Raw genomic sequence first — 21,050 nt, forward strand, 5'->3', positions numbered from 1 at the left:
TTTTTAATATCGAAGGTTCGTTATTTGGGGAGCGGCAGTCTGCAGACCGTCTGTGAAGCAGATGGGTTGACTTTGCGATCCGGATAACATAAATTGTATATATAAAATATCTCGAAATCGAGATAATTGACTGGAGGATAACATAATGAAAGTTAATGGAATACACCATGTATCAGCATTGACGGCTGATGCGCAGAAAAATTTAGATTTTTATCGGAACATCCTGGGATTGAAGCTTGTGAAAAAGTCCGTAAACCAGGATGAACCGACGATGTATCACTTATTTTACGGTGATGAAACAGCTAATCCGGGATCGGAATTGACGTTTTTCGAAATTCCGCGGATTGCGCCGTTTCATGCGGGAACAAACAGTATTTCTTCAATCGGCCTGCGTGTCCCGGATGCACAAGCGCTTCAATATTGGAAAAAACGATTTGAAGAGCATCAGGTCGCTCATGGCGACATCATGACAATAGCGGGCAGAGAGACACTCGCTTTTTGGGATCATGAAGGACAGCGGCTTGTGCTGACAGCTGACGAAAAAGGAAAAGACATCGGTGAAGCGGTGAAGCAAAGCGGCATACCGGAAGAATATTCTTTCCGCGGTCTTGGTCCTGTTGAATTGACCGTCCCGTATGCAGAACCGACGCTGCGTGTGTTAACCGATGTGCTGGGCTTCACTGAAATCGGGAAAGAAACGCATGAAGACCGGGGCACGGTTACGGTGCTCGAATCCGGAAACGGAGGCGCGCGTACAGAAGTCCATCTCATTGAAAGAAACGATCTTCCGCGCGAGCGTCCTGGAAAAGGCAGCGTGCACCATGTGGCCTTCCGCGTTCAGAATGAAGAGGAGCTTGCTTTATGGCACCGCATCATTACGAAAGAAGGTTTCAGCAACTCAGGCATTGTAGAGCGTTATTATTTCAAAGCGCTGTACTTCCGGGAACCGAACGGAATTCTGTTTGAATTGTCAACGGACGGTCCGGGATTTATGGTTGATGAAAAACCTGAAGAGCTAGGCAAAACGGTTGCGCTCCCGCCTTATCTCGAACACCGCCGTTCTGAAATAGAAGCGCGGCTGAAACCGATTCAGTAAATCAGAAATCATGACAGATGCCTCCCGGCTTGACGGGGGCATCTTTTTTTTGCTTTTTTACCCGTTTTGTCATTCTTTTTACCTATTTGTAAACGGCAAAATAATTGTCTTTGTTTATTAATAAATTTTTCACATTTGGTTGTTACACTTGTTCAAAGTTAAACAAAAGGAGTGAAAACACAGGTGAAAATGAAAAAACGCGAGATAGACGCAGTCTTAATTCTCATTTTACTCGCTTCCGCATTCTTGAATATGTACAACATCTGGAATGACGATACGGTGAATCCTTATTACACCGCAGCGGTAACGAGTATGCTTCAAAGCTTTCATAATTTCTTTTACGCTTCATTTGACGCAGCCGGGTTTATCACGGTAGATAAACCGCCTGTTACATACCAGATACAAACGATCAGCGCGCTGATATTCGGTATGCACGGGTGGAGCGTCATCCTGCCTCAGGCATTGGCGGGTGTAGGTTCAGTTCTATTCATGTACTTATTAATAAAGCCGACGTTCGGAAAAACGGCGGCGCGCATCGCCTCATTTGTCATGGCGTGTACACCGATCGCAGTAGCGGTCGCGCGGACGAACAATGTCGATGCTTTACTGGTCTTTTTCCTCTTGTTCGCCACATGGCTTCTCTTTAAAGCGATCAGAAAAGGCAGACTGATCTGGCTTTTGGCGGCATTTTTTGTCGTCGGAGCAGGCTTTAACACAAAAATGCTTCAGGCTTATATGATTTTGCCGGCCTTCTTGCTGTTCTATATGATTGCGGCAAACACCACGATTAAGAAAAAAATCATTTCATTGGTAAGCGCGTTAGCCGTTTTAACAGCTGTTTCATTGTCATGGCCGCTCATTGTTGACAATATTCCTGCCAGCAAAAGGCCATATGTCGGAAGCAGCCAGACAAACTCCGTATTGGAATTGGCTTTCGGATATAACGGGATTCAGCGGCTGACAGGGCAAAGTTCCGGCGGCGGCCAGGGCGGGCCGGACGGAAACGCATCGAAAGAGATGTCTTCTTCCGGCGGTTCTTCACAAATGCAAAAGCCGCCTGGCCAGTCTTCAAGCAGCAGTTCAGCAAGCGGAGACAAATCACAAAACGGCAGTATGACGGCACCTCCATCTAACGGGAAAATGCCAAGCGGCGGTCAAGGAGGCCCTTCAAGCGGCGGAGATGGCGGCGGAGGCGGTCCCGGCGGCGGAGGAAAAAGCGGTGCAGGCACCGGCTCGAAAATGCAATCAGGTTCAGGAATGTTCGGAACGGGAACCCCTGGTCCGCTGCGCCTTTTCCAAACGGAATTATCTGATCAGATCAGCTGGCTCCTGCCGTTTGCGATTTTTGGAATGGCCGGTTTATTGATCGCCGGGGCGAGAGAAAGAAGACGATTATCAGCAGAACAGAAGGAAACGATCTTTTGGGCAGCGTGGCTTGTGCCGATTGCCGGATTCTTCAGTGTCGCAGAATTTTTCCACCATTATTATCTCATTATGCTGGCGCCTCCGATCGCGGCACTTGTCGGTGCGGGATGGGTCGCCCTCGTTCATCTGTACCGCAAGCAGGCGGGATGGAAAACTTGGCTATTGCCGGCCGCTATTCTTGTGACAACCGGATTTGAGCTGTTTATCCTCAGAAACTACAATGATCAAATCGGAGCAGGCTGGAGCATCGGAGCAGGCGTTCTCGGCGCAGTGGCAGCAATCGCCCTGTTCGTATTCAAACAGCGCCAAAAACCGCTCAGTTACTATGTTTCACTTGCAGCCCTTCTCGTCTTGATGGTCATGCCGATTTATTGGGCGAGCACACCGCTTCTGTACGGAGGCAACAGCTCATTGCCTGAAACAGGCCCTCAGCTCGCTTCAACAAGCGGAAAAGGCATGGGAATGGATAACGCATCTGTCAATACAAAACTGATCAACTATTTAGAGAAACATAACGCCGGAGCGGACTATCTATTTGCTACAACCGATTCCAACACGGCGGCGCCTTACATTATTAAAACGAAAAAAGCGGTCATGGCGATCGGCGGATTCAGCGGATCTGACCCGGCCATTACGCTGACTCAATTTAAAAAGCTCGTAAAACAAGGGAAAGTAAAATACTTCTTAACATCCGGAATGGGCAAAGGCGGAAATAACGATATTGTGCAGTGGGTTGAGAAAAACGGAAAGAAAGTATCTTCAGATAAATGGCAATCAAGCACAGATCAGAAAACGAAAAATCATGATGCAGCTGATACAAAAAGCAGCAAGGCCACAGGTAAAAACAGCCGAATGAGCGGCGGGCCGGGCGGAATGAATCAGTCAGCTTCATTATACGAACTTCAATCTGATGAATAGGAGGAAAAAACATGAGCAGACATATTCAATATTCAATAGTCGTCCCGGTTTATAACGAGGAACTCGTCATTCAGACAACCTATCAGCGCCTGAAAGAAGTCATGGATCAAACAAAAGAGCATTATGAATTGATCTTTGTCAATGATGGAAGCAAAGACCGCAGTATTGAGATTTTAAGAGAGCAAAGTCTGATTGATCCGAGAGTGAAAATTATCGATTTTTCCAGAAACTTCGGACATCAGATCGCGATCACAGCGGGTATGGATTATGCAGAGGGGAATGCAATCGCCGTCATTGACGCCGATTTGCAGGACCCTCCTGAATTAATCCTTGATATGATTGAGCAGTGGAAAGAAGGCTACGATGTGGTGTACGCCGTCAGAACGAAACGAAAGGGAGAAACCTTTTTCAAGAAACAGACGGCCTCTCTGTTTTACCGGCTGCTGCGGAGCGTGACTGATATTGATATTCCGCTCGACACCGGAGATTTCCGCCTGCTGGACAGAAAAGTCTGTGATGAGATGAAAAGATTAAAAGAAAAAAATCCTTTTGTCAGAGGACTCGTCAGCTGGGTCGGCTTTAAGCAGACTGCTGTAGAATATGAACGAGATGAGCGGCTTGCGGGAGAAACGAAATACCCGCTTAAAAAAATGCTGAAGCTTTCCATGGACGGAATCACAACGTTCTCTCATAAACCGCTCAAGGCGGCAAGCTATGCGGGAATGATCATGTCCGGAGCGGGTTTTCTCTATATGTTTATCGTTTTATACATGAAGCTGTTTACGAACAGCACCATTACGGGCTGGTCCTCTCTGATTGTGATACAGCTGTTATTCAGCGGCATTGTTCTATTAATGCTCGGAATGATCGGCGAATATATCGGAAGGATTTATGACGAAGCAAAAGATCGTCCGCTCTATATCGTGCAAAAAGCGTACGGCATGAAAAACGAAAAGATTTATCGGGACCAGCATATGTCTTAACCGAAACACCCTGTCCGGCCAGCGGACAGGGTGCTTTTATGTGAAATAAAAGCCGCGGGATGACAGAATGTCCCGCGGCTTTTTTATTCATCTGCGGCCGGTCTGCGTGTGCAGAGAGCGCATGATCAGTCCGGTTCCCGAAAGGTTCAGTAAAATGCTTGCACCAAGCGTCATTCCCCAAGCAGCGTTTTGCTGAGGAAGCTGAATGCTCAGCTGCAGTAAGATCAGGCCGATAACGACCAGCAAAAGTCCGGTTTGTTTCATGTGTATGTATCCTCCTTTGTACACTAAGTCATACGGCTGATCCAGGCCTAAAGTTTCATCTGTATATAAAAAATCCAAGGCGGCTGCCTTGGATTTTTGTTAAGAAGATGTTTCTTCTTTTTGAGTCAGTTTCATTTTTTTCGTCATTTCCTTGCCGTTTCTGATAATCTTCACGTCAACGGTGCTGCCGACTTTCGTATTCTTGTAGAGAATATTGCGAAGTTCGCTGCCCGTGTCGGTCTCTTTCCCTTTTAAGCTGATAATGATGTCTTCTGCTTTTAATCCGGCTTTGGCTGCAGGTGAGCCCTGCGCCACTTCGCGAATATAAACGCCTTTATTCAGCTGTTTGCCGAAAAGCCCGAGTGTGCCTTCCTGATAGTTTTGCGGCACTTGTTCCAAGTCGATCATGCTCACGCCGATATAAGGGCGCTCCACCTGTCCTTTCGTGAGAAGCTCTTCGGCGATCGGTTTTACATCGTTGCTCGGGATGGCAAAGCCGATGCCTTCTACATCACTTTCGCTGATTTTCATGCTGTTGATGCCGATGATTTTGCCGTCTGTATTTAAGAGCGGTCCGCCGCTGTTTCCGGGATTGATGGCGGCATCGGTTTGGATGACGTTGATGCTGGACTCGCCGGCTGACGTAGAGATCGAGACGGTTCTGTTTAAGCCGCTCACGATGCCTTGTGTGACGGTGCGGGAAAGGTCTTTTCCGAGCGGATCACCGATGGCGATGACGGATTCACCCGTTCTGAGAGCGGATGAGCTGCCGAAACTTGCCGTTTTTGTCACGTGTTTATCACTGATTTCTAAAACGGCCAAGTCTGTCAGAGAGTCGCTGCCGACGAGTTTAGCTGTTACATCGGTGCCGTCATATAATGACACTTTAAGGGAAGAGGCGCCTTCGACCACGTGGTTATTCGTAATGATATACGCTTTGCCGTTTGCTTTCTTAAAAATAACGCCTGAACCCGATCCTGTTTCCGCATCTTCACCCGATGAATTTGAGTTTGAATCTGAGCTTGATCCGAATCCGAATAAATCGGAACTGCTTTGCTGCTTCTGCAGATTGGTGATCCCGACGATCGCCGGTGAAATGTCTTCCACCATATTCGAAATGCTGCTTGAATTTGCCGATGAGCTGTTTGCCGATTTGCCGCTGTCTGATTCAGAAGATGTCTGCTTGGCGGTTACCGATGACGTTTCCTGAGCGGGAGCCGGATTGGAAGTATCTTGAGTCTGATGGTCTCCAAGCGGCGTAAATGTATAGATGCCGAGGGCGAGCCCTCCGCCGATCACTCCGCCGAGAAGCGGTCTGAACCAGCCGAAGCTTCGTTTTTTCTTGTCCTCGTCCGGCGCGGAATGTCCGGACGTCTGCGGGTTTTCTTTTACTAAAAGGACTTCCTGTTCTTTTTGGTCTGTCCGATTTTCATCACGATAGTTATCCATCATGTTCACTCCGTTTCTCTATTTCATCATAGCATGATTTGCCTATTATTACTGACTCCATCTTAAACAAAAAGTGTGGGATAATAATGAAAAGATTGTGGGAAATTGTGAAAAAGACGAAATCGGACGGCGGCGCTTTATATTGACAATTTCCATCGGATTTGAAATAATAAATGAGATATTATGTTCAATCCTTCACATGAAAAGATATGAAAATTCTGTCAAGCTAATGGGGGAGATCTGTTAGCTTTTTCACTTTGTCAAATAGTCAGAAAGGAGCTGTCACATGAAAGAAAAACATCACTGGATCATTTCTCTGCTTGCTGTATTGGCGGTCGGGCCGGGGCTGATGTCGAATACCGCTCTTTCGGCTGTCCAAAGCCTTGTCCGGCAGACGGTCGGCGGGGAAAACTTTGACTCTTTTCATCCGATTATTATCGGTAATATGGCATTTGCCTTATTCGTGCCGGCGGGGCCGTATTTAAGAAAAAGATTCGGCTCCCGGCCTGTCTATATGATTTCGATGGCCGCGGGTGTCATCGGAGCGCTCCTTGCTGCTGTGACAAATGATATTTATCCGCTCGCCGCGGGCCGTTTTTTACAGGGAGCTGCGGCGGGCACTATGCTGATGATTATGATCCCGATGCTGGTGCTTTCGTTTCCGATTGAGCGCCGGAATTACGCATTATTTGTGTTGATCGGCGGATTTTACGGGTCCGTCATTATGGGAACCGTTTTAGGCACGGCGGCGGCAAGCGCCGGCCATTGGCATTGGCTGTTCGGCATTTTTGGCCTGCTGTCTTTTTTCGGCCTCATTTTCAGTTATATGTGGCTGCGGGATGACGCTCATAAAAATGCTGAAAAATCTCCATTTGACGGCATCGGTTTTCTGTTAGCGGGTGTATCAGCCGTGCTGACCGCCTATACATTTATTCATCTGCCGAAATGGGGCTTTTCATCATGGCAGACATTGGCGGGATTTGGAGGAAGCATCGTCATTCTTCTGATCTTGCTGATCATGCAGTACAGAAACGAACATGCGCTGATTTCGATTAAACTTATGCTGATTCCAAAGCCGATTCTGGGTGTTTTCATGATCGCTGCGGGCAGTATTTCCATAGCGGTCAGTCTTTCTGCATTTCACGGGGAGCTTCAGACCGCATATCATATGTCACAAACTCAACTGATATTCCTTTATGCGAGCCTTTTGGGAGGCGTGGCCATCGCCGCTGTCATCAGTGCATTAGCATATGATAAAGTCGGTCCGGGCATGCTCGGCATAACAGGCTCTGTTATACTGGTGTTCGTGAATTTCCAATGGATGACGGCGGATCATCATATACCGCTTATTCTATTTGCGGGGCTTTTCGTGATGCTGGCGGCCGGGACAGGGCTTATTGTGGCAGCCGGACTGATGGGAGCCGCGTTGGGCGGACCGCTTCCGGAACTGGTGAAACGCATGACGGCAGTTCAGTTTTTGAGGCTTTTCATTTATATGGGCGCACCTGTTTTAATAGGGTATTTTACGAAAAGAGATGCTTCCGGCACGCTTCGGGGCGCGCGCGGCACACAATCACCGCATGACCTGCTGATGGGGACATACAGCGATTTGTTTCTTATTGCTTTCATCTTAAGCTTGCTTTTAGTGTGTTTATCATTTGTCATGAATGCGACCGGCATGGGACATAAGCTGGCGCATAAACCGCATGCCGTCCGTAAGCAGGCGGCTGAACAGTCTTCGCCGCAGGCTCCTGAACCGATCAGGCATCAGGTCATTCCCGATCATGAATACAGAAGTGCGGTCAGACAGTTTCAGCGTCATCATATAAGCAAAAACAGTATGTAACTTTTTCTATCAGCAAACCCTTTTCCCGGTGAAAAGGGTTTGTTTTTTCCCATAATGGCAGAATGGTATATTGCATGTTTCATCCTTTTTTAATATAATTTGTTAGAATATTCATAATTTAATATCGAAATTTTAAGTAAAAAAGGAGGCATTACATGAAACTGTATCTATCTGTGGATATGGAAGGGATTTCCGGACTGCCTGATGAAACATTTGTCAATTCCCGCATGCACAATTATGAGCGCGGCAGGGTTCTGATGACCGAAGAAGCAAACTGGTGCATCGCAGAAGCGTTTAATAACGGATGCACGGAAGTGACCGTGAATGACAGCCACTCAAAGATGAATAATCTGCTCGCGGAAAAACTTCACCCTGAGGCAGAGCTGATTACGGGGGATGTCAAGCCGTTTTCCATGATGCAGGGCCTTGATGAATCGTATTCAGGCGTGATGTTTATCGGCTATCATGCGAGAGCGTCGATGCCGGGCGTCATGTCGCACAGCATGATATTCGGCGTCCGCCACTTTTACATAAATGATAAGCCGGTAGGTGAACTGGGGTTAAATGCCTATCTCGCCGGATTTTACGATGTCCCTGTCATCATGGCTGCCGGAGATGATTGCGCCGCAAAAGAGGCGGAGGAGCTGATCCCGAATGTGACGACTGCCGCCGTCAAACAAACCATTTCAAGAACCGCGGTCAAATGTCTGTCCCCTCAAAAAGCCGGACGGCTCCTGACCGAAAAAACAGCCTATGCGCTCAAAAATAAAGATAAGGTCAAACCGCTGACTCCGCCTGAAAGACCTGTATTAGGCATTGAATTTGCCAACTACGGACAGGCTGAATGGGCCCATTTAATGCCGGGCACAGAAATCATCCCGGGAACGACAATCGTTCAATTTCAGGCAAAAGACATGCCGGAAGCCTATCAGGCCATGCTCGTCATGACAGAACTCGCCATGAGAACAACATTCTGTTAAAGGGGTGAACGGCATTGCTGCGGTATTTTATCAAACGTTTTATCGCCATGATTATGACCGTCCTCGTCATCACCACTCTGACATTTGTCATGATGAAAGTGATACCCGGCTCGCCTTTTAACGAAGAGCGGGGCACAAACGAAGCGGTTCAGCGAAATCTCGAATCCTACTATCATCTGAACGAACCTCTTATCACTCAATACGCCATCTATCTAAAATCCATTCTTACCTTTGATTTCGGTCCTTCAATTAAAAAACCGTCAGACAGTGTAAACGCTATGCTTGAACGCGGGTTTCCGGTCTCATTTGAGCTTGGGATAACGGCGATCATCATCGCTGTTATTTCCGGGCTCGCGCTCGGCATAATGGCCGCTCTCAGGCGCGGCGGATTTCTCGATTATGCGGCCATGAGCCTTGCGGTGCTTGGGATTTCCATTCCGAATTTTATTATGGCTACGCTGCTGATTCAGCAATTTGCGGTTCATCTGAAATGGTTTCCGGCAGCTACCTGGACGAGTCCCGTTCACATGGTCCTGCCGACTGTTGCGCTTGCCGTCGGTCCCATGGCCATTATCGCGAGGCTGACAAGATCAAGCATGGCCGAAGTGCTGACTCAGGATTACATCCGCACGGCAAAAGCAAAGGGGCTTTCTCCCGTCAAAATTGTGATCAAACACGCTTTAAAAAACGCACTTATGCCTGTTGTGACAGTACTCGGGACGCTTGCCGCAAGTATTTTAACAGGCAGTTTCGTCATCGAGAAAATTTTTGCCATACCGGGAATGGGCAAATATTTCGTAGAAAGCATCAATCAGCGTGATTACCCGGTCATCATGGGAACGACCGTATTTTACAGTGTGATTCTGATCGTCCTGCTGTTTCTGGTTGATTTGGCATACGGCCTGTTAGACCCCCGCATAAAACTTCATAAGAAAGGGTGATCCTGATGAATCTCCCGCAAGAAACGGTAAAACACACAGAAGTGCCTGATGACTGGTTTCAGCCGGGCGCGGAAAGAAAGGGTGAAACCGAGTCGGTCAAGCGTCCGAGCCTGTCTTACACTCAGGATGCGTGGCGGCGGCTTAAAAAGAACAAATTGGCGATGGCCGGGCTTGTGATATTATGCTGCCTGTTTCTATCGGCTGTGTTCGGTCCGCTGATATCACCGCACAGCGTGACAAGGCAGACGCTCGCCGAGCAGAATCTTCCGCCGTCTTTTTCACACTGGTTCGGAACCGATGAACTTGGCCGGGACGTGTTTACAAGAACATGGTACGGAGCGAGGATCTCTTTATTTGTCGGTGTGATGGCGGCGCTGATCGACTTTTTGATCGGCGTTATCTACGGAGGCGTCGCCGGCTACAAAGGGGGCCGGACAGACAGCGCCATGATGAGAATCATCGAGGTTCTCTACGGATTGCCGTATCTGCTCGTTGTCATTTTGTTAATGGTGCTGATGGGGCCGGGGCTCAGTTCCATTATCGTCGCTCTGACCGTGACGGGATGGGTCGGCATGGCGCGGATTGTCAGAGGGCAGGTGCTGAGGATGAAGCATGATGAACACGTATTGGCTTCGAAAACGTTTGGAGCGAAAACATTTCGGATCATTAAGAAAAATCTGCTGCCGAATACGATGGGAGCCATTATTGTCCAAATGACGCTTACGGTGCCGGCGGCGATTTTTGCCGAATCATTTTTAAGTTTTCTCGGACTCGGCATTCAGGCGCCGTTTGCAAGCTGGGGAGTCATGGCAAACGACGGGCTGCCGGCGATTTTATCAGGCCATTGGTGGCGGCTGTTTTTCCCGGCTTTTTTCATTTCCTTGACGATGTACGCGTTTAACGTACTTGGAGACGGCTTGCAGGACGCGTTAGACCCGAAACTGAGGAGGTAGGAAAAATGGCGCAGCAAGTTCTTTCCGTTCAAAATCTGCATGTTACTTTTTCAACATACGGAGGCACTGTAAAAGCCGTCAGAGGCGTCAGCTTCGATTTATATAAAGGTGAAACGTTTGCGATCGTCGGTGAATCGGGCTGCGGAAAAAGCGTGACGTCACAAGCCGTGATGGGCCTTCTTCCGAAACATTCGGCAAAGATTGAATCCGGAAGCATACAATTTAAACAGAAAGACCTTTGCCAAATGTCGGATCGGGAAATGCGGGCAATCCGGGGGCGCGATATTTCTATGATCTTTCAGGACCCGATGACGGCGCTCAATCCGACTTTGACCATAGGGAATCAGCTTTCAGAAGCGCTGTTGGAACACCGCGCCATGACAAGAAAACAAGCTGAATCCGAAGTTCTCGCCATGCTGGATCTGGTCGGTATCCCGGACTCGAAATCCCGCCTGAAGCAGTACCCCCACCAATTAAGCGGGGGCATGCGGCAGCGGATCGTGATCGCGATGGCTCTGATCTGCGAGCCGGAAATTATGATCGCCGATGAACCGACAACGGCCCTTGATGTGACGATTCAAGCACAAATCCTTGAATTATTTAAGAAGATTCAAAGAAAAACAGGCGTGTCTATTATTCTGATCACACACGATCTCGGCGTTGTCGCTCAGACCGCTGACAGAGTCGCCGTCATGTATGCGGGGAAAATCGCCGAAATCGGCACGAGGCATGATATTTTTTACCGTCCGGCTCATCCATACACAAAGGGGCTGCTTCGTTCAGTGCCGCGGCTGGATATGGAGGATAGTGAGCTGTCGCCGATTGACGGGACGCCGCCTGATTTATTCGATCCGCCGCCGGGCTGCCCGTTTGCCGCCCGCTGCCCGGACAGGATGATCGTCTGTGAAAAGGTATACCCGGCAACAACCATGAAATCCAAAAGCCATATCGTCAACTGCTGGCTTCAGGATCACCGTGCAGAGCGGCTGAAGCAGCAGCTGACGGCAGCAGAGGAAAAGGGGGATTGAAATGAAAAAGAGATGGGCGATCGGTGTGATTGCTGTTGTTTCGTTTGCTCTGATGGGCTGTACAGCCAATGAACAGGCGGGGACAGAACCCGGAAAAGCAAAAGAACAGGGGGGTGAAACGGTGCTGCGGCTCAATAACGAAAATGAGCCGACCTCACTTGATCCGCCGATCGGATTTAATAATGTTTCCTGGCAGCCGCTGAATAACATCATGGAAGGATTGACGAGGCTCGGAAAAGATAATAAGCCCGAACCGGCCATGGCGGAAAGCTGGAAGGTGTCCGCTGATAAGCTGACATATACCTTCAATATCCGTGATAACGCCGAATGGACAAATGGCGATCCCGTTACGGCGGAAGACTTCGTATACGCCTGGAAACGGATGCTCGATCCGAAAACGGGCGCATCTTCCGCTTTTCTCGGCTACATGATCAAAGGCGGAGAAGAATTTAACAGCGGAAAAGGCAAACAAGAAGACGTGAAAGTCACGGCAAAAGATAAAAAAACGCTTATCGTCACATTGGCGGCGCCGCAGGATTATTTTCTGAGCGTCGTGTCCAATCCGGCGTATTTCCCGATTAATGAAAAGGTCGCCAAGGCTGATCCGAAATGGTTCACTGAAGCAAAAACCTTTGTCGGCAACGGGCCGTTCAAACTGACGGAATGGAAGCATGACGACAGCATGACGATGGTCAAAAACGAGACGTATTGGGATAAAAAGACGGTGAAACTGGATAAAGTCACTTGGGCGATGGTCAGTGACCGGAATACCGATTATCAGATGTTCCAGTCGGGAGATTTGGATACCGCCTTTGTGCCGGCAGAGCTGAGCGAGCAGCTGATGGGAGGAAAAAATGTCCGCACGTGGAATCAGGCTGGACTCTATTTCTATCGTTTTAACGTAAAAATGGAGCCGTTTCAAAATGAAAAGATCAGAAAAGCGTTCGCGGCAGCGATTGATCAGAAAGAAATCACGGATTATGTGACTAAGAACAGTGAAAAGCCGGCACATGCCTTTGTATCCCCGGGATTTACTCAGCCTGACGGGAAAGATTTCCGCAAAGCGGGCGGCAGTTTATTAAATCCGGATGAATCAGAAGCCAAAAAACTGCTGGAAAAAGGCATGGCAGAAGAGCATTATGACAAGCTGCCCGCCGTTACATTGACATACAGCACAAAACCGGAGCATAAGAAAATAGCGGAAGCGATTCAGCAGAAGCTCAAAAGTGTGCTCGGTATAGACGTTAAGCTCGCCAATATGGAATGGAACGTCTTTTTAGAAGAGCAGAAAGGACTGAAGTTCCAGTTCTCTCAAAGCTCATTTTTACCGGATTACGCAGATCCGATCAGTTTTCTTGAGGCTTTCCAGACGGATAATTCCATGAACCGCACCGGCTGGGGCAGCGCGGCATACGACGGCTACATCAAGCAGGCAAAACAGGAAGCCGATGCCAAAAAACGTTTTGCGCTCATGCATAAAGCGGAAAAACTGCTCATGAACGAGGCTCCGATCATTCCGATTTACTTTTACAATCAGGTGCATCTGCAGAACAGCGGCGTGAAGGGCATTGTCCGGCACCCCGTCGGTTACATTGATCTGAAATGGGCGGAAAAGTCCTGATCTTACAGCGGAAACATATGCCGCTCTTTTGCCGTTAAAGGAGCGGCGTGTTTCACTTTTCAATCCGGAAAGGAGATTGAAAAAGTCATGAACCATAAACCGAAAGCACTGCAAAAAGGCGACACGGTCGGTGTGATTGCGCCCGCAAGCCCGCCTGAGAGCGGGACGCTGCAAACCGCGCTGCTGTTTTTAGAGAATGAGCTTGGCCTTCAAGTGAAACTCGGCCGGGCGCTGAAGACCCGTCACGGCTATTTGGCGGGAGAAGACCGGACGCGCCTTGATGATCTCCATGACATGTTTAGTGATCAGAATGTCAAAGCGGTGATATGCGCGTGCGGAGGATTCGGCACGGGCCGCATTGCCGCCGACATCGATTTTGGCTTAATCCGCCGCAATCCGAAAATTTTCTGGGGATACAGCGATATTACGTTTTTACATACCGCCATTCATCAAAATACGGGGCTCGTCACATTTCACGGCCCGATGCTGAGCACGGATGTCGGGCTTGAGAATGCTGATCCCCTGACGAAAGCGTCGTATCATCAGCTTTTTACAGAAACGGAATTCACCTATACGGAGGACATTTCTCCGCTTGAGGTGCTGACAGGCGGAAGGGCCGAGGGAGAGCTTGCAGGCGGCAACCTGTCGCTCATTACGTCCACACTCGGCACGCCGTTTGAAATTGATACGAAAGACAAATTGCTGTTTATCGAGGATATTGAAGAGGAGCCGTATCAAATCGACAGAATGCTGAATCAATTAAAGATGGCCGGAAAACTGTCAGACGCAGCCGGAATCCTGGTCTGTGATTTTCACCAATGCGAACCAAAAAACAAAGAAAAGTCCCTTACCTTAGAGCAAGTGCTGAACGATTACATTGTCAAATCAGGGAAGCCTGCGCTTAAAGGCTTTAAAATCGGCCATTGTTCACCGAGCTTCGCCGTTCCGATCGGAGTCCGCGCGGTTATGGATACGGCGGCCAAAGCGGTAACGATTGAATCGGGGATTTCCGGAAGGGAGTGATCAGGCGTGAGGATAACAGATATTCAAACGGGACGGATGTCCGTGACGCTGAAAAAGCCGTTTAAGACCGCTTTGCGCACGGTTTACAATGCTGAATCGGTCATTGTGAAGCTTACTTTTGACAACGGTCTTACCGGCTGGGGGGAGGCGCCGCCGACGGTTGTCATTACAGGCGACAGCGCGGACGGTATTGAAAGCGCCGTCCACGATGTGCTGAAGCCCGCTCTCTTGGGACGGAGCCTTTCCGGCACGGAAGCTGTTCTGTATGATATCAGCCGGCTGTTGGAAAGAAATCAAAGCGCAAAAGCCGCGGTGGATATGGCTGTATATGACGGATGGGCGCAAATGCACGGACAGCCGCTTTACCGGCTTCTCGGCGGCTATCGGAATACACTGGAAACAGATTTTACCGTCAGCGTTAATTCTCCTGAGGAGATGGCGGGGGATGCAGACCGTTATGTGAACAGAGGATTTCATATTTTAAAAATAAAAGTCGGCATAGGTGACATATCGGAAGATGTTGCGCGGATTCAGGCGATCAGATCACGTGTCGGCGGAAACGTCAAACTGAGATTGGACGCCAACCAAGGCTGGACGCCGAAAGAAGCCGTGACTGCGATCCGAAAGATGGAAGACGCCGGCCTCGGCATTGAGCTTGTCGAGCAGCCTGTTCATAAAGACGATATCGCCGGGCTGAAGCAGGTCACAGATGCCGTAGACACGCCGATTATGGCGGATGAGAGCGTCTTTACCCCCCGTCAGGCCTTTCACGTGCTGCAGACGAGAAGCGCCGATTTAATTAATATTAAGCTGATGAAAGCGGGCGGCATAAAGCAGGCGGAAACAATCAATGCGATGGCGGAAACGTGCGGCGTGGAATGCATGGTCGGCAGCATGATTGAGACCAAGCTCGGCATCACCGCCGCGGCTCATTTTGCCGCGGCCAAACGGAATGTGACAAGGTTTGATTTTGATGCGCCGCTTATGCTGAAAGATGATTTGATTCAAGGCGGCATCACATACAGCGGCAGTCAGATTACGATTCCCGATGAACCGGGTCTCGGCATTACCGGTGTGTCGATACAAGAGGAGGCGAAAAGATGAGAGCAGCCGTTACAGCGGCGGCAGCCAATGTATGGACGCTGCCGTCATCTCCCCGTTCGTATGATACGCCCATGCTCGAAAACCCTCCGCAGATCAGAAAATGGTTAGCGTCTATGGGATATGAAGAGCGGCTGCAATTATGCACAGACAACCTTGTCCAAACGCAAGCGCTTTTCGGGGAAGAGGTGATCATTCTCAAAGAGGAAGGGGAATGGGCTTTTGTCGCCGTTCCCGGCCAGCCTTCAAACAAGGATGTGCGCGGATATCCGGGGTGGATGAAAAAAAGCCAGCTTTCAAAAGACGGCCTTCATACATCTTCTCCCGCCGTATGGATTACCAAACCGACAGCTATTTTATATCACACAAACGGCGAACCGGACTTGGAAGTAAGTTTCTTAACGCGTCTTCGGGCATCAGGACGTGAGAAAGGCTTTTTCCGGGTGGTGACGCCGCTCGGAGAACGGTTCGTAAATGAAGCTGACGCAGACGAGTGCCGGCATACGGAAGGACGGGCGGCCGATGTCATCGAAACGGGCATGATGTTTCTCGGGCTTCCGTATTTATGGGGAGGACTCAGCGGTTTCGGGTTTGACTGTTCCGGGTTTATGTATTCGATATTTAAAGCAAACGGCTATGCCCTTCCCCGTGATGCAAAGGACCAAGCAAAAGCCGGATGCAGCGCGGCGGTAAACGATATCCGGCCGGCTGACCTTTTGTTTTTCGCCTATGAAGAAGGAAAAGGCGCGATCCACCATGTCGGTTTGGCGCTGGGAGACGGCCGGATGCTGCACTCCCCGAAAACGGGAAAAACAATCGAAGTGCTGTCTTTGGAAGGAACCGTCTATGAAAAAGAATTATGCACCGTACGCCGCTGTATAAGTGAAAAGGGGGAATAGAAAATGACGGCATCTCCGCTCCTTGAAGTCAGCGGGCTGAAAATGCATTTTGACGCAGGAAGAAAGAAAGCCGTAAAAGCAGTCGACGGTGTCAGCTTTCACATTAAAAGAGGGGAAACATTCGGACTTGTCGGAGAATCGGGATGCGGTAAATCGACGCTCGGAAGGGTTATTCTCCGTCTGTATGACCCGACGGCCGGTTCGGTATCATATGAAGGGACGGATATACACCGTGCCGCGGCAGAACAGCGGTCGGTCTTCTTCCGCAAGCTGCAGATGATTTTCCAAGACCCTTACGCCTCGTTAAATCCGCGCCTGACCGTAAGGGAAATTATTATGGAGCCGATGGAAATTCACAATCTTTACAATACAAGAAAAGCCCGTCTGATGATGGCGGATGAACTGCTTGAAGCTGTCGGGCTCCATCCGGATTTCGGCAGCCGGTATCCCCACGAATTCAGCGGCGGACAGAGGCAGAGAATCGGGATTGCCAGAGCGCTCTCTCTGCATCCCGAATTTATCGTGGCGGATGAGCCGATTTCCGCGCTGGATGTGTCGGTACAGGCTCAGGTCGTCAACCTTTTAAAAAGGCTTCAGAAAGAGAAAGGGCTGACATTTTTATTTATCGCCCACGATTTATCAATGGTCAAGCATATCAGCGACCGGATCGGCGTGATGTATTTGGGCCGCATGATGGAAATTACAGAAAGCGCTGCGCTTTACCGGGAACCGCTTCACCCTTATACGAAGGCGCTTTTATCCTCAATCCCGATTCCTGATCCGCTTCTTGAGGACAAGCGTGAACGGATTATTCTGAAAGGGGAGCTGCCGAGCCCCCTTAACCCGCCGAGCGGCTGTGTATTCAGGACGCGGTGTCCTGAAGCGATGGAGCTCTGCGGTAAGATAACGCCTGAGCTTGAAGAAGTGAAGGCGGGGCGTTTTGTCGCCTGCCATTTATACAAAAAAGAAAGCTGACAATATAAAGTCAGCTTTCTTTTTTGATTAAACCTGATGCAGAAATGACACGCAGACCGGATACGGAACCGGAATGTCAGATTGAAGCAGAGTCAATTTGCCTGTTTCCGGATCACGTTCAAACAAAACCAGATTTCCCGTTTCTTCGTTTGACGCGACAAGGAATGTCTCGGAAGGGTCAAACGCGAAATCACGCGGCCAGTTGCCTTCTGTCGGCACCCATTCAATAAGAGACAATTCACCGGAATATTGGTTGATCTTATAGATGGCGATGCTGTCATGTCCGCGGTTGGCGGCATAAAGAAATCTGCCGTCTTTAGATATGCGGATCGCACTGCCTTGCGATTTGTCCGTAAAGCCTTCAGGCAAAGCGGAAATGACCTGCAGCTCTCTGAATTCACCTAAGGTCGGGTTGTATTCAAGCGCGATGACTTCATTGCTGATTTCCGTCATGACATAGGCGTATTTTTCCGCCGGATGGAAAACGATGTGGCGCGGCCCTGAACCCGGTGTGAAAGAATGAGTTTTCACCTCTGTGAGCGAACCGTTTTTCATTTGGTAAGTATACAGCGTATCCGTCCCTAAATCGACGGCTGCAATGTAGTTATGCTCAGGTGTATAGCCTGCGAAATGGGTATGCGGTTTCTCTTGTCTTTCATGAGGACCTGTTCCCGTATGAGCGGCTTCGGCAGCCGGCTCCTGCAGACTTCCGTCCTCATTGACGGGAAAGGCGTGCACTTTTCCGCTGTGGTAATTAGCGGTTAACACATATTCATGTTTATCATCAATGCTGACGTGGCATGGAGACGGGCCTTCAATCAGCTGGTGGTTCACAAAAGTTAATTCCCCGCTGTTCTGATGAATCTGATAGGCTGCGACACCGCCTTTTCCGTCTGCCTTTTCAATGGAATACAGCATGCTGTTATCAGAATTCGGAGTGACGTATGTCGGGTTGCCGAGCTTTGCTGCCAGCTTCGGCCGGCTGAGCCGTTTCACTTCTGTATCAAGTTCAAAACAATAAATGCCTTCGCTTCCGCCTTTTGTATATGTTCCCGCGTATCCTATGTACTTAGCCATTCGGTTTCCCCCTTTAGAGTCTTGTCTTCTCTATATTAACGTATCTTGAAGGAAACTGCCTTGTAAATGTTTAAGATGTTCTGACAAGCGGCAAGGTGCAGCAGCGGAAGGAACCGCCTGATTTAATAATTTCGGAAAACTCGGTTTCAATGACTGTATAACCTCTTTTTCTGAGCTCGCGGTTCGTATGATGGTGCTGCGGCAGGCTGATAATTGTCTGATTGCCGATTGACAGGATATTCGGGCCGAGCGTGAATTGCTCTTCTTCAGGCACTTCTATCATCTCAAAACGTTCGGCGAGAAGATCAATTTCTTTCTGCCGCAAGCCATTTTTGCAGTATAGCGCTTCCGTTTCCGAGATCATATTAAATACACAGTCCAAATGTAAAAAATCCTCCTTGAGAGGGATCGGCACAACAGTCATCTCCGGCAGCGCCTCCCGCAGCTCCCGGACAGCCGCTTTATCCGTGCGCTTGCTCAGCCCGGCGTAAACGGTGCCGTCTGCGATCAAGATGTCGCCGCCTTCAATGTTCGCTTTTTTCAGTCGCGTATAGGGGATTTTCTTATTGTCAAGCAGGTCTTGAAACACTTTTTCTTCTCCCTGCCGGACTGAAGCCGCCATGTTTGAAATAAACGCCGTCTCGCCTAAGACAAATCCGATATCCCGGGTGAAGACCTGCTCAGGCAATGCGGGATCGGCAGGCAGCAGGACGACTTCAATCTGATGAGATCTTAAAATGTCAATAAACTCACTATGCTGTTTGAGGGCAACGGGTATGTTAATATTTTCTTGTTTGAAATGTTTCTGCGTTCCGTTAATAATATCCTTGATGGTCATGTGTTCCGGCCGGCATAAGATGACTGTCTGCAAAGCATCAAACTCACTGTGGCAAGCCGGTTTTCGCGTGGATTTGGGAATGGATACGTTCATGTGATATCCTCCTATCGGTATTCAATGTGCGTTTATTATTCCCGGATGTGATGAATAATGAAACATTTATGAGAGAATATCTAACCAACTTAATATTTAAAATTTTAGACAAAACGGTCAAAGTATTGTTTAATAGGGTACAGATGAATGAGTCAAAACGACCAGACACCAAAGGGGAGTTTAAATAATATGAAGTTGCCAGAATCAAGATTTTGCAAAGAAACAAGGGTTGTTAAAACAAGCAGGGTTTTTCCGCTTGATACGAATAATCACAATACGCTGTTTGGCGGAAAGCTGATGAGCTACATTGATGATATCGCTTCAATTTCCGCGGCCCGCCACTGCCGGTGTGAAACAGTCACGGCCTCAATGGATTCTGTAGATTTTTTGCGCCCCATAGGCCAACAGGATTCCGTATGCCTTGAATCTTACGTCACATGGGTCGGCACATCGTCTATGGAGGTGTTTGTCAAAGTCATTAAAGAACATCTGATGACGGGCGAACGCGAGCTTGCGGCAACGTCGTTTCTGACCTTTGTCGCGCTTGATTCAAACGGGAAATCGGTACCCGTTCCGCGGATCGTGCCGGAAACCGAGGAAGAAGTCATGCTTCACAATACGGCCGTTCAGCGCGCCGGAGAACGAAAAAACCGCTTAAAACACAGCAAGGCCCTGGCCGAGGCGCTCGGAACAGATAAACCTTGGTAATCGTCAAACCGCTTTTTTAAAAAGCGGTTTTTTTATGCTGAGAAAGGACTTTTCCTGCCGGATCCATAATCTATTACAGGGAAAGGAGACGTGGCGTGCATGATGAAACATAAGTCTTCCGGCACCATCCTGACAACCGGGCGTATCCGTCTGCGGACTATGCGGGATGACGATGAAGAAAATTTGTACAGGCTGTTTACCGACAGAGAGGTCATGAAATATTATCCTTCTCTTAAAAGCAGACAGGAAACGAAGGAATGGATTGCCTGGAACAAACGATTGGCCGCAGGATACGGCGTCAGCCTTTGGATCGCAGAGGATAAAGAGACGGGCGCATTTCTCGGTCAATGCGGAATCGTTCCGCAGACGGTAAACGGACACACTTTGATGGAAATCGGCTATATGTTTGCCCGCCGCCGCTGGGGCTGCGGCTATGCGACAGAGGCGGCGAACGCCTGTCTGGACTACGGTTTTCACACGCAGCAATACGGACGCATAGCGGCGCTGATTGATCCGGAAAACGCTGCCTCCGTCCGTGTCGCGGAAAAAATCGGTATGGTGCCCGGTGAGACCGTTACCAAATGGGAGAGGCAGCTGACGGTTTTTGACATCACATCTGACGTTGAACGTTTCGGCGAAATGTAGTATGATACGAACAGACATGTTTTCTAGGGTTCCGCATGTTCATACATGGCCTGGTCCGAGAGAAAACACATATGCGGACATATCCCGCATATGCACACGGAGGGAAAAAAGCCCGGGAGAGTCAATCTCATGTGAGACGACTATCCGGGCTTTTTTGTATTGTCCGGATACAGAAAGGGTGAAGAAC

The 21,050-nt window shown here is 49.1% G+C and carries 19 protein-coding genes and 1 riboswitch; of the genes, 15 read left to right on the forward strand and 4 right to left on the reverse strand.

From position 1 onward, the window contains the following. Positions 1–145 precede the first annotated feature (145 nt). The 3 genes from JNUCC22_RS06535 to JNUCC22_RS06545 all read left to right on the forward strand — a co-directional run bounded on the left by JNUCC22_RS06535 (position 146) and on the right by JNUCC22_RS06545 (position 4,422). The gene (locus tag JNUCC22_RS06535) at positions 146–1,096 is read left to right on the forward strand and encodes a ring-cleaving dioxygenase (protein ID WP_012117369.1); all 951 of its coding nucleotides are present in this window, start codon (positions 146–148) and stop codon (positions 1,094–1,096) included. Positions 1,097–1,279: 183 nt separating this feature from the next. Next, positions 1,280–3,439, forward strand: coding sequence for a glycosyltransferase family 39 protein (locus tag JNUCC22_RS06540; RefSeq protein ID WP_072589005.1), 2,160 nt, complete (start codon positions 1,280–1,282; stop codon positions 3,437–3,439). A gap of 11 nt (positions 3,440–3,450) precedes the next feature. Then, positions 3,451–4,422 (forward strand): glycosyltransferase family 2 protein, encoded by a 972-nt coding sequence (locus JNUCC22_RS06545; protein WP_072589006.1) that lies wholly within the window; start codon positions 3,451–3,453, stop codon positions 4,420–4,422. A gap of 87 nt (positions 4,423–4,509) precedes the next feature. On the opposite strand, the gene JNUCC22_RS06550 is transcribed toward JNUCC22_RS06545, so the two are convergent. Both JNUCC22_RS06550 and JNUCC22_RS06555 read right to left on the reverse strand, forming a co-directional pair. Further along, a complete protein-coding gene (locus JNUCC22_RS06550; protein WP_170919534.1) occupies positions 4,510–4,686 on the reverse strand; it encodes a hypothetical protein in 177 nt (58 codons plus the stop codon). Between the two features lie 99 nt (positions 4,687–4,785). Beyond that, positions 4,786–6,135, reverse strand: a complete 1,350-nt coding sequence (locus JNUCC22_RS06555) for a serine protease HtrA (RefSeq protein WP_216062218.1) — start codon at positions 6,133–6,135, stop codon at positions 4,786–4,788. A gap of 286 nt (positions 6,136–6,421) precedes the next feature. Here JNUCC22_RS06555 and JNUCC22_RS06560 point away from each other — a divergent pair, with 286 nt between their 5' ends. The 10 genes from JNUCC22_RS06560 to JNUCC22_RS06605 all read left to right on the forward strand — a co-directional run bounded on the left by JNUCC22_RS06560 (position 6,422) and on the right by JNUCC22_RS06605 (position 17,502). After that, positions 6,422–7,981, forward strand: a complete 1,560-nt coding sequence (locus JNUCC22_RS06560) for an MFS transporter (protein ID WP_025284617.1) — start codon at positions 6,422–6,424, stop codon at positions 7,979–7,981. A 155-nt stretch (positions 7,982–8,136) separates the two neighbouring features. Then, on the forward strand, positions 8,137–8,961 hold the full coding sequence (locus JNUCC22_RS06565) for a M55 family metallopeptidase (protein ID WP_007407248.1): 825 nt from the start codon (positions 8,137–8,139) through the stop codon (positions 8,959–8,961). A 14-nt stretch (positions 8,962–8,975) separates the two neighbouring features. Then, a complete protein-coding gene (locus JNUCC22_RS06570; protein ID WP_007610853.1) occupies positions 8,976–9,902 on the forward strand; it encodes an ABC transporter permease in 927 nt (308 codons plus the stop codon). A gap of 5 nt (positions 9,903–9,907) precedes the next feature. Continuing rightward, positions 9,908–10,855, forward strand: coding sequence for an ABC transporter permease (locus JNUCC22_RS06575; RefSeq protein ID WP_017417615.1), 948 nt, complete (start codon positions 9,908–9,910; stop codon positions 10,853–10,855). A gap of 5 nt (positions 10,856–10,860) precedes the next feature. Next, the gene (locus JNUCC22_RS06580) at positions 10,861–11,883 is read left to right on the forward strand and encodes an ABC transporter ATP-binding protein (protein ID WP_216062219.1); all 1,023 of its coding nucleotides are present in this window, start codon (positions 10,861–10,863) and stop codon (positions 11,881–11,883) included. Position 11,884: 1 nt separating this feature from the next. Next, complete coding sequence (locus tag JNUCC22_RS06585) at positions 11,885–13,504, forward strand: peptide ABC transporter substrate-binding protein (protein ID WP_216062220.1); 1,620 nt, start codon at positions 11,885–11,887, stop codon at positions 13,502–13,504. A gap of 75 nt (positions 13,505–13,579) precedes the next feature. Next, on the forward strand, positions 13,580–14,527 hold the full coding sequence (locus tag JNUCC22_RS06590; protein ID WP_216062324.1) for a S66 peptidase family protein: 948 nt from the start codon (positions 13,580–13,582) through the stop codon (positions 14,525–14,527). 6 nt (positions 14,528–14,533) lie between these two features. Beyond that, the gene (locus tag JNUCC22_RS06595; RefSeq protein WP_216062221.1) at positions 14,534–15,631 is read left to right on the forward strand and encodes a mandelate racemase/muconate lactonizing enzyme family protein; all 1,098 of its coding nucleotides are present in this window, start codon (positions 14,534–14,536) and stop codon (positions 15,629–15,631) included. After that, on the forward strand, positions 15,628–16,527 hold the full coding sequence (locus JNUCC22_RS06600) for a C40 family peptidase (protein WP_216062222.1): 900 nt from the start codon (positions 15,628–15,630) through the stop codon (positions 16,525–16,527). Before JNUCC22_RS06595 ends, JNUCC22_RS06600 begins: the two co-directional genes overlap by 4 nt. Before the next feature lie 3 nt (positions 16,528–16,530). After that, on the forward strand, positions 16,531–17,502 hold the full coding sequence (locus JNUCC22_RS06605; protein ID WP_007610864.1) for an ABC transporter ATP-binding protein: 972 nt from the start codon (positions 16,531–16,533) through the stop codon (positions 17,500–17,502). Between the two features lie 27 nt (positions 17,503–17,529). Here JNUCC22_RS06605 and JNUCC22_RS06610 read toward each other — a convergent pair whose 3' ends face one another. Continuing rightward, positions 17,530–18,579, reverse strand: a complete 1,050-nt coding sequence (locus JNUCC22_RS06610; protein ID WP_216062223.1) for a lactonase family protein — start codon at positions 18,577–18,579, stop codon at positions 17,530–17,532. A gap of 70 nt (positions 18,580–18,649) precedes the next feature. After that, the gene (locus JNUCC22_RS06615; protein ID WP_108654859.1) at positions 18,650–19,510 is read right to left on the reverse strand and encodes a dimethylarginine dimethylaminohydrolase family protein; all 861 of its coding nucleotides are present in this window, start codon (positions 19,508–19,510) and stop codon (positions 18,650–18,652) included. 189 nt (positions 19,511–19,699) lie between these two features. Here JNUCC22_RS06615 and JNUCC22_RS06620 point away from each other — a divergent pair, with 189 nt between their 5' ends. Together JNUCC22_RS06620 and JNUCC22_RS06625 are read left to right on the forward strand one after the other, a co-directional pair. Continuing rightward, complete coding sequence (locus tag JNUCC22_RS06620) at positions 19,700–20,218, forward strand: acyl-CoA thioesterase (RefSeq protein WP_021493808.1); 519 nt, start codon at positions 19,700–19,702, stop codon at positions 20,216–20,218. 99 nt (positions 20,219–20,317) lie between these two features. After that, positions 20,318–20,863, forward strand: coding sequence for a GNAT family N-acetyltransferase (locus tag JNUCC22_RS06625; RefSeq protein ID WP_108654858.1), 546 nt, complete (start codon positions 20,318–20,320; stop codon positions 20,861–20,863). Positions 20,864–20,875: 12 nt separating this feature from the next. Beyond that, positions 20,876–20,984: riboswitch (guanidine-I (ykkC/yxkD leader) on the forward strand. The last annotated feature ends 66 nt before the right edge of the window (positions 20,985–21,050 follow it).

This window comes from Bacillus sp. JNUCC-22 (assembly GCF_018861275.1).
Classification (GTDB): domain Bacteria; phylum Bacillota; class Bacilli; order Bacillales; family Bacillaceae; genus Bacillus; species Bacillus velezensis.

Coding starts and splice junctions, on each gene's coding strand:
- JNUCC22_RS06600 (WP_216062222.1), top strand. CDS start 15,628: ATGAGAGCAGCCGTTACAGCGGCGGCAGCCAATGTATGGACGCTGCCG.
- JNUCC22_RS06610 (WP_216062223.1), bottom strand. CDS start 18,579: ATGGCTAAGTACATAGGATACGCGGGAACATATACAAAAGGCGGAAGC.
- JNUCC22_RS06585 (WP_216062220.1), top strand. CDS start 11,885: ATGAAAAAGAGATGGGCGATCGGTGTGATTGCTGTTGTTTCGTTTGCT.
- JNUCC22_RS06560 (WP_025284617.1), top strand. CDS start 6,422: ATGAAAGAAAAACATCACTGGATCATTTCTCTGCTTGCTGTATTGGCG.
- JNUCC22_RS06555 (WP_216062218.1), bottom strand. CDS start 6,135: ATGGATAACTATCGTGATGAAAATCGGACAGACCAAAAAGAACAGGAA.
- JNUCC22_RS06550 (WP_170919534.1), bottom strand. CDS start 4,686: ATGAAACAAACCGGACTTTTGCTGGTCGTTATCGGCCTGATCTTACTG.
- JNUCC22_RS06565 (WP_007407248.1), top strand. CDS start 8,137: ATGAAACTGTATCTATCTGTGGATATGGAAGGGATTTCCGGACTGCCT.
- JNUCC22_RS06605 (WP_007610864.1), top strand. CDS start 16,531: ATGACGGCATCTCCGCTCCTTGAAGTCAGCGGGCTGAAAATGCATTTT.
- JNUCC22_RS06615 (WP_108654859.1), bottom strand. CDS start 19,510: ATGAACGTATCCATTCCCAAATCCACGCGAAAACCGGCTTGCCACAGT.
- JNUCC22_RS06625 (WP_108654858.1), top strand. CDS start 20,318: ATGATGAAACATAAGTCTTCCGGCACCATCCTGACAACCGGGCGTATC.
- JNUCC22_RS06620 (WP_021493808.1), top strand. CDS start 19,700: ATGAAGTTGCCAGAATCAAGATTTTGCAAAGAAACAAGGGTTGTTAAA.
- JNUCC22_RS06545 (WP_072589006.1), top strand. CDS start 3,451: ATGAGCAGACATATTCAATATTCAATAGTCGTCCCGGTTTATAACGAG.
- JNUCC22_RS06535 (WP_012117369.1), top strand. CDS start 146: ATGAAAGTTAATGGAATACACCATGTATCAGCATTGACGGCTGATGCG.
- JNUCC22_RS06575 (WP_017417615.1), top strand. CDS start 9,908: ATGAATCTCCCGCAAGAAACGGTAAAACACACAGAAGTGCCTGATGAC.
- JNUCC22_RS06580 (WP_216062219.1), top strand. CDS start 10,861: ATGGCGCAGCAAGTTCTTTCCGTTCAAAATCTGCATGTTACTTTTTCA.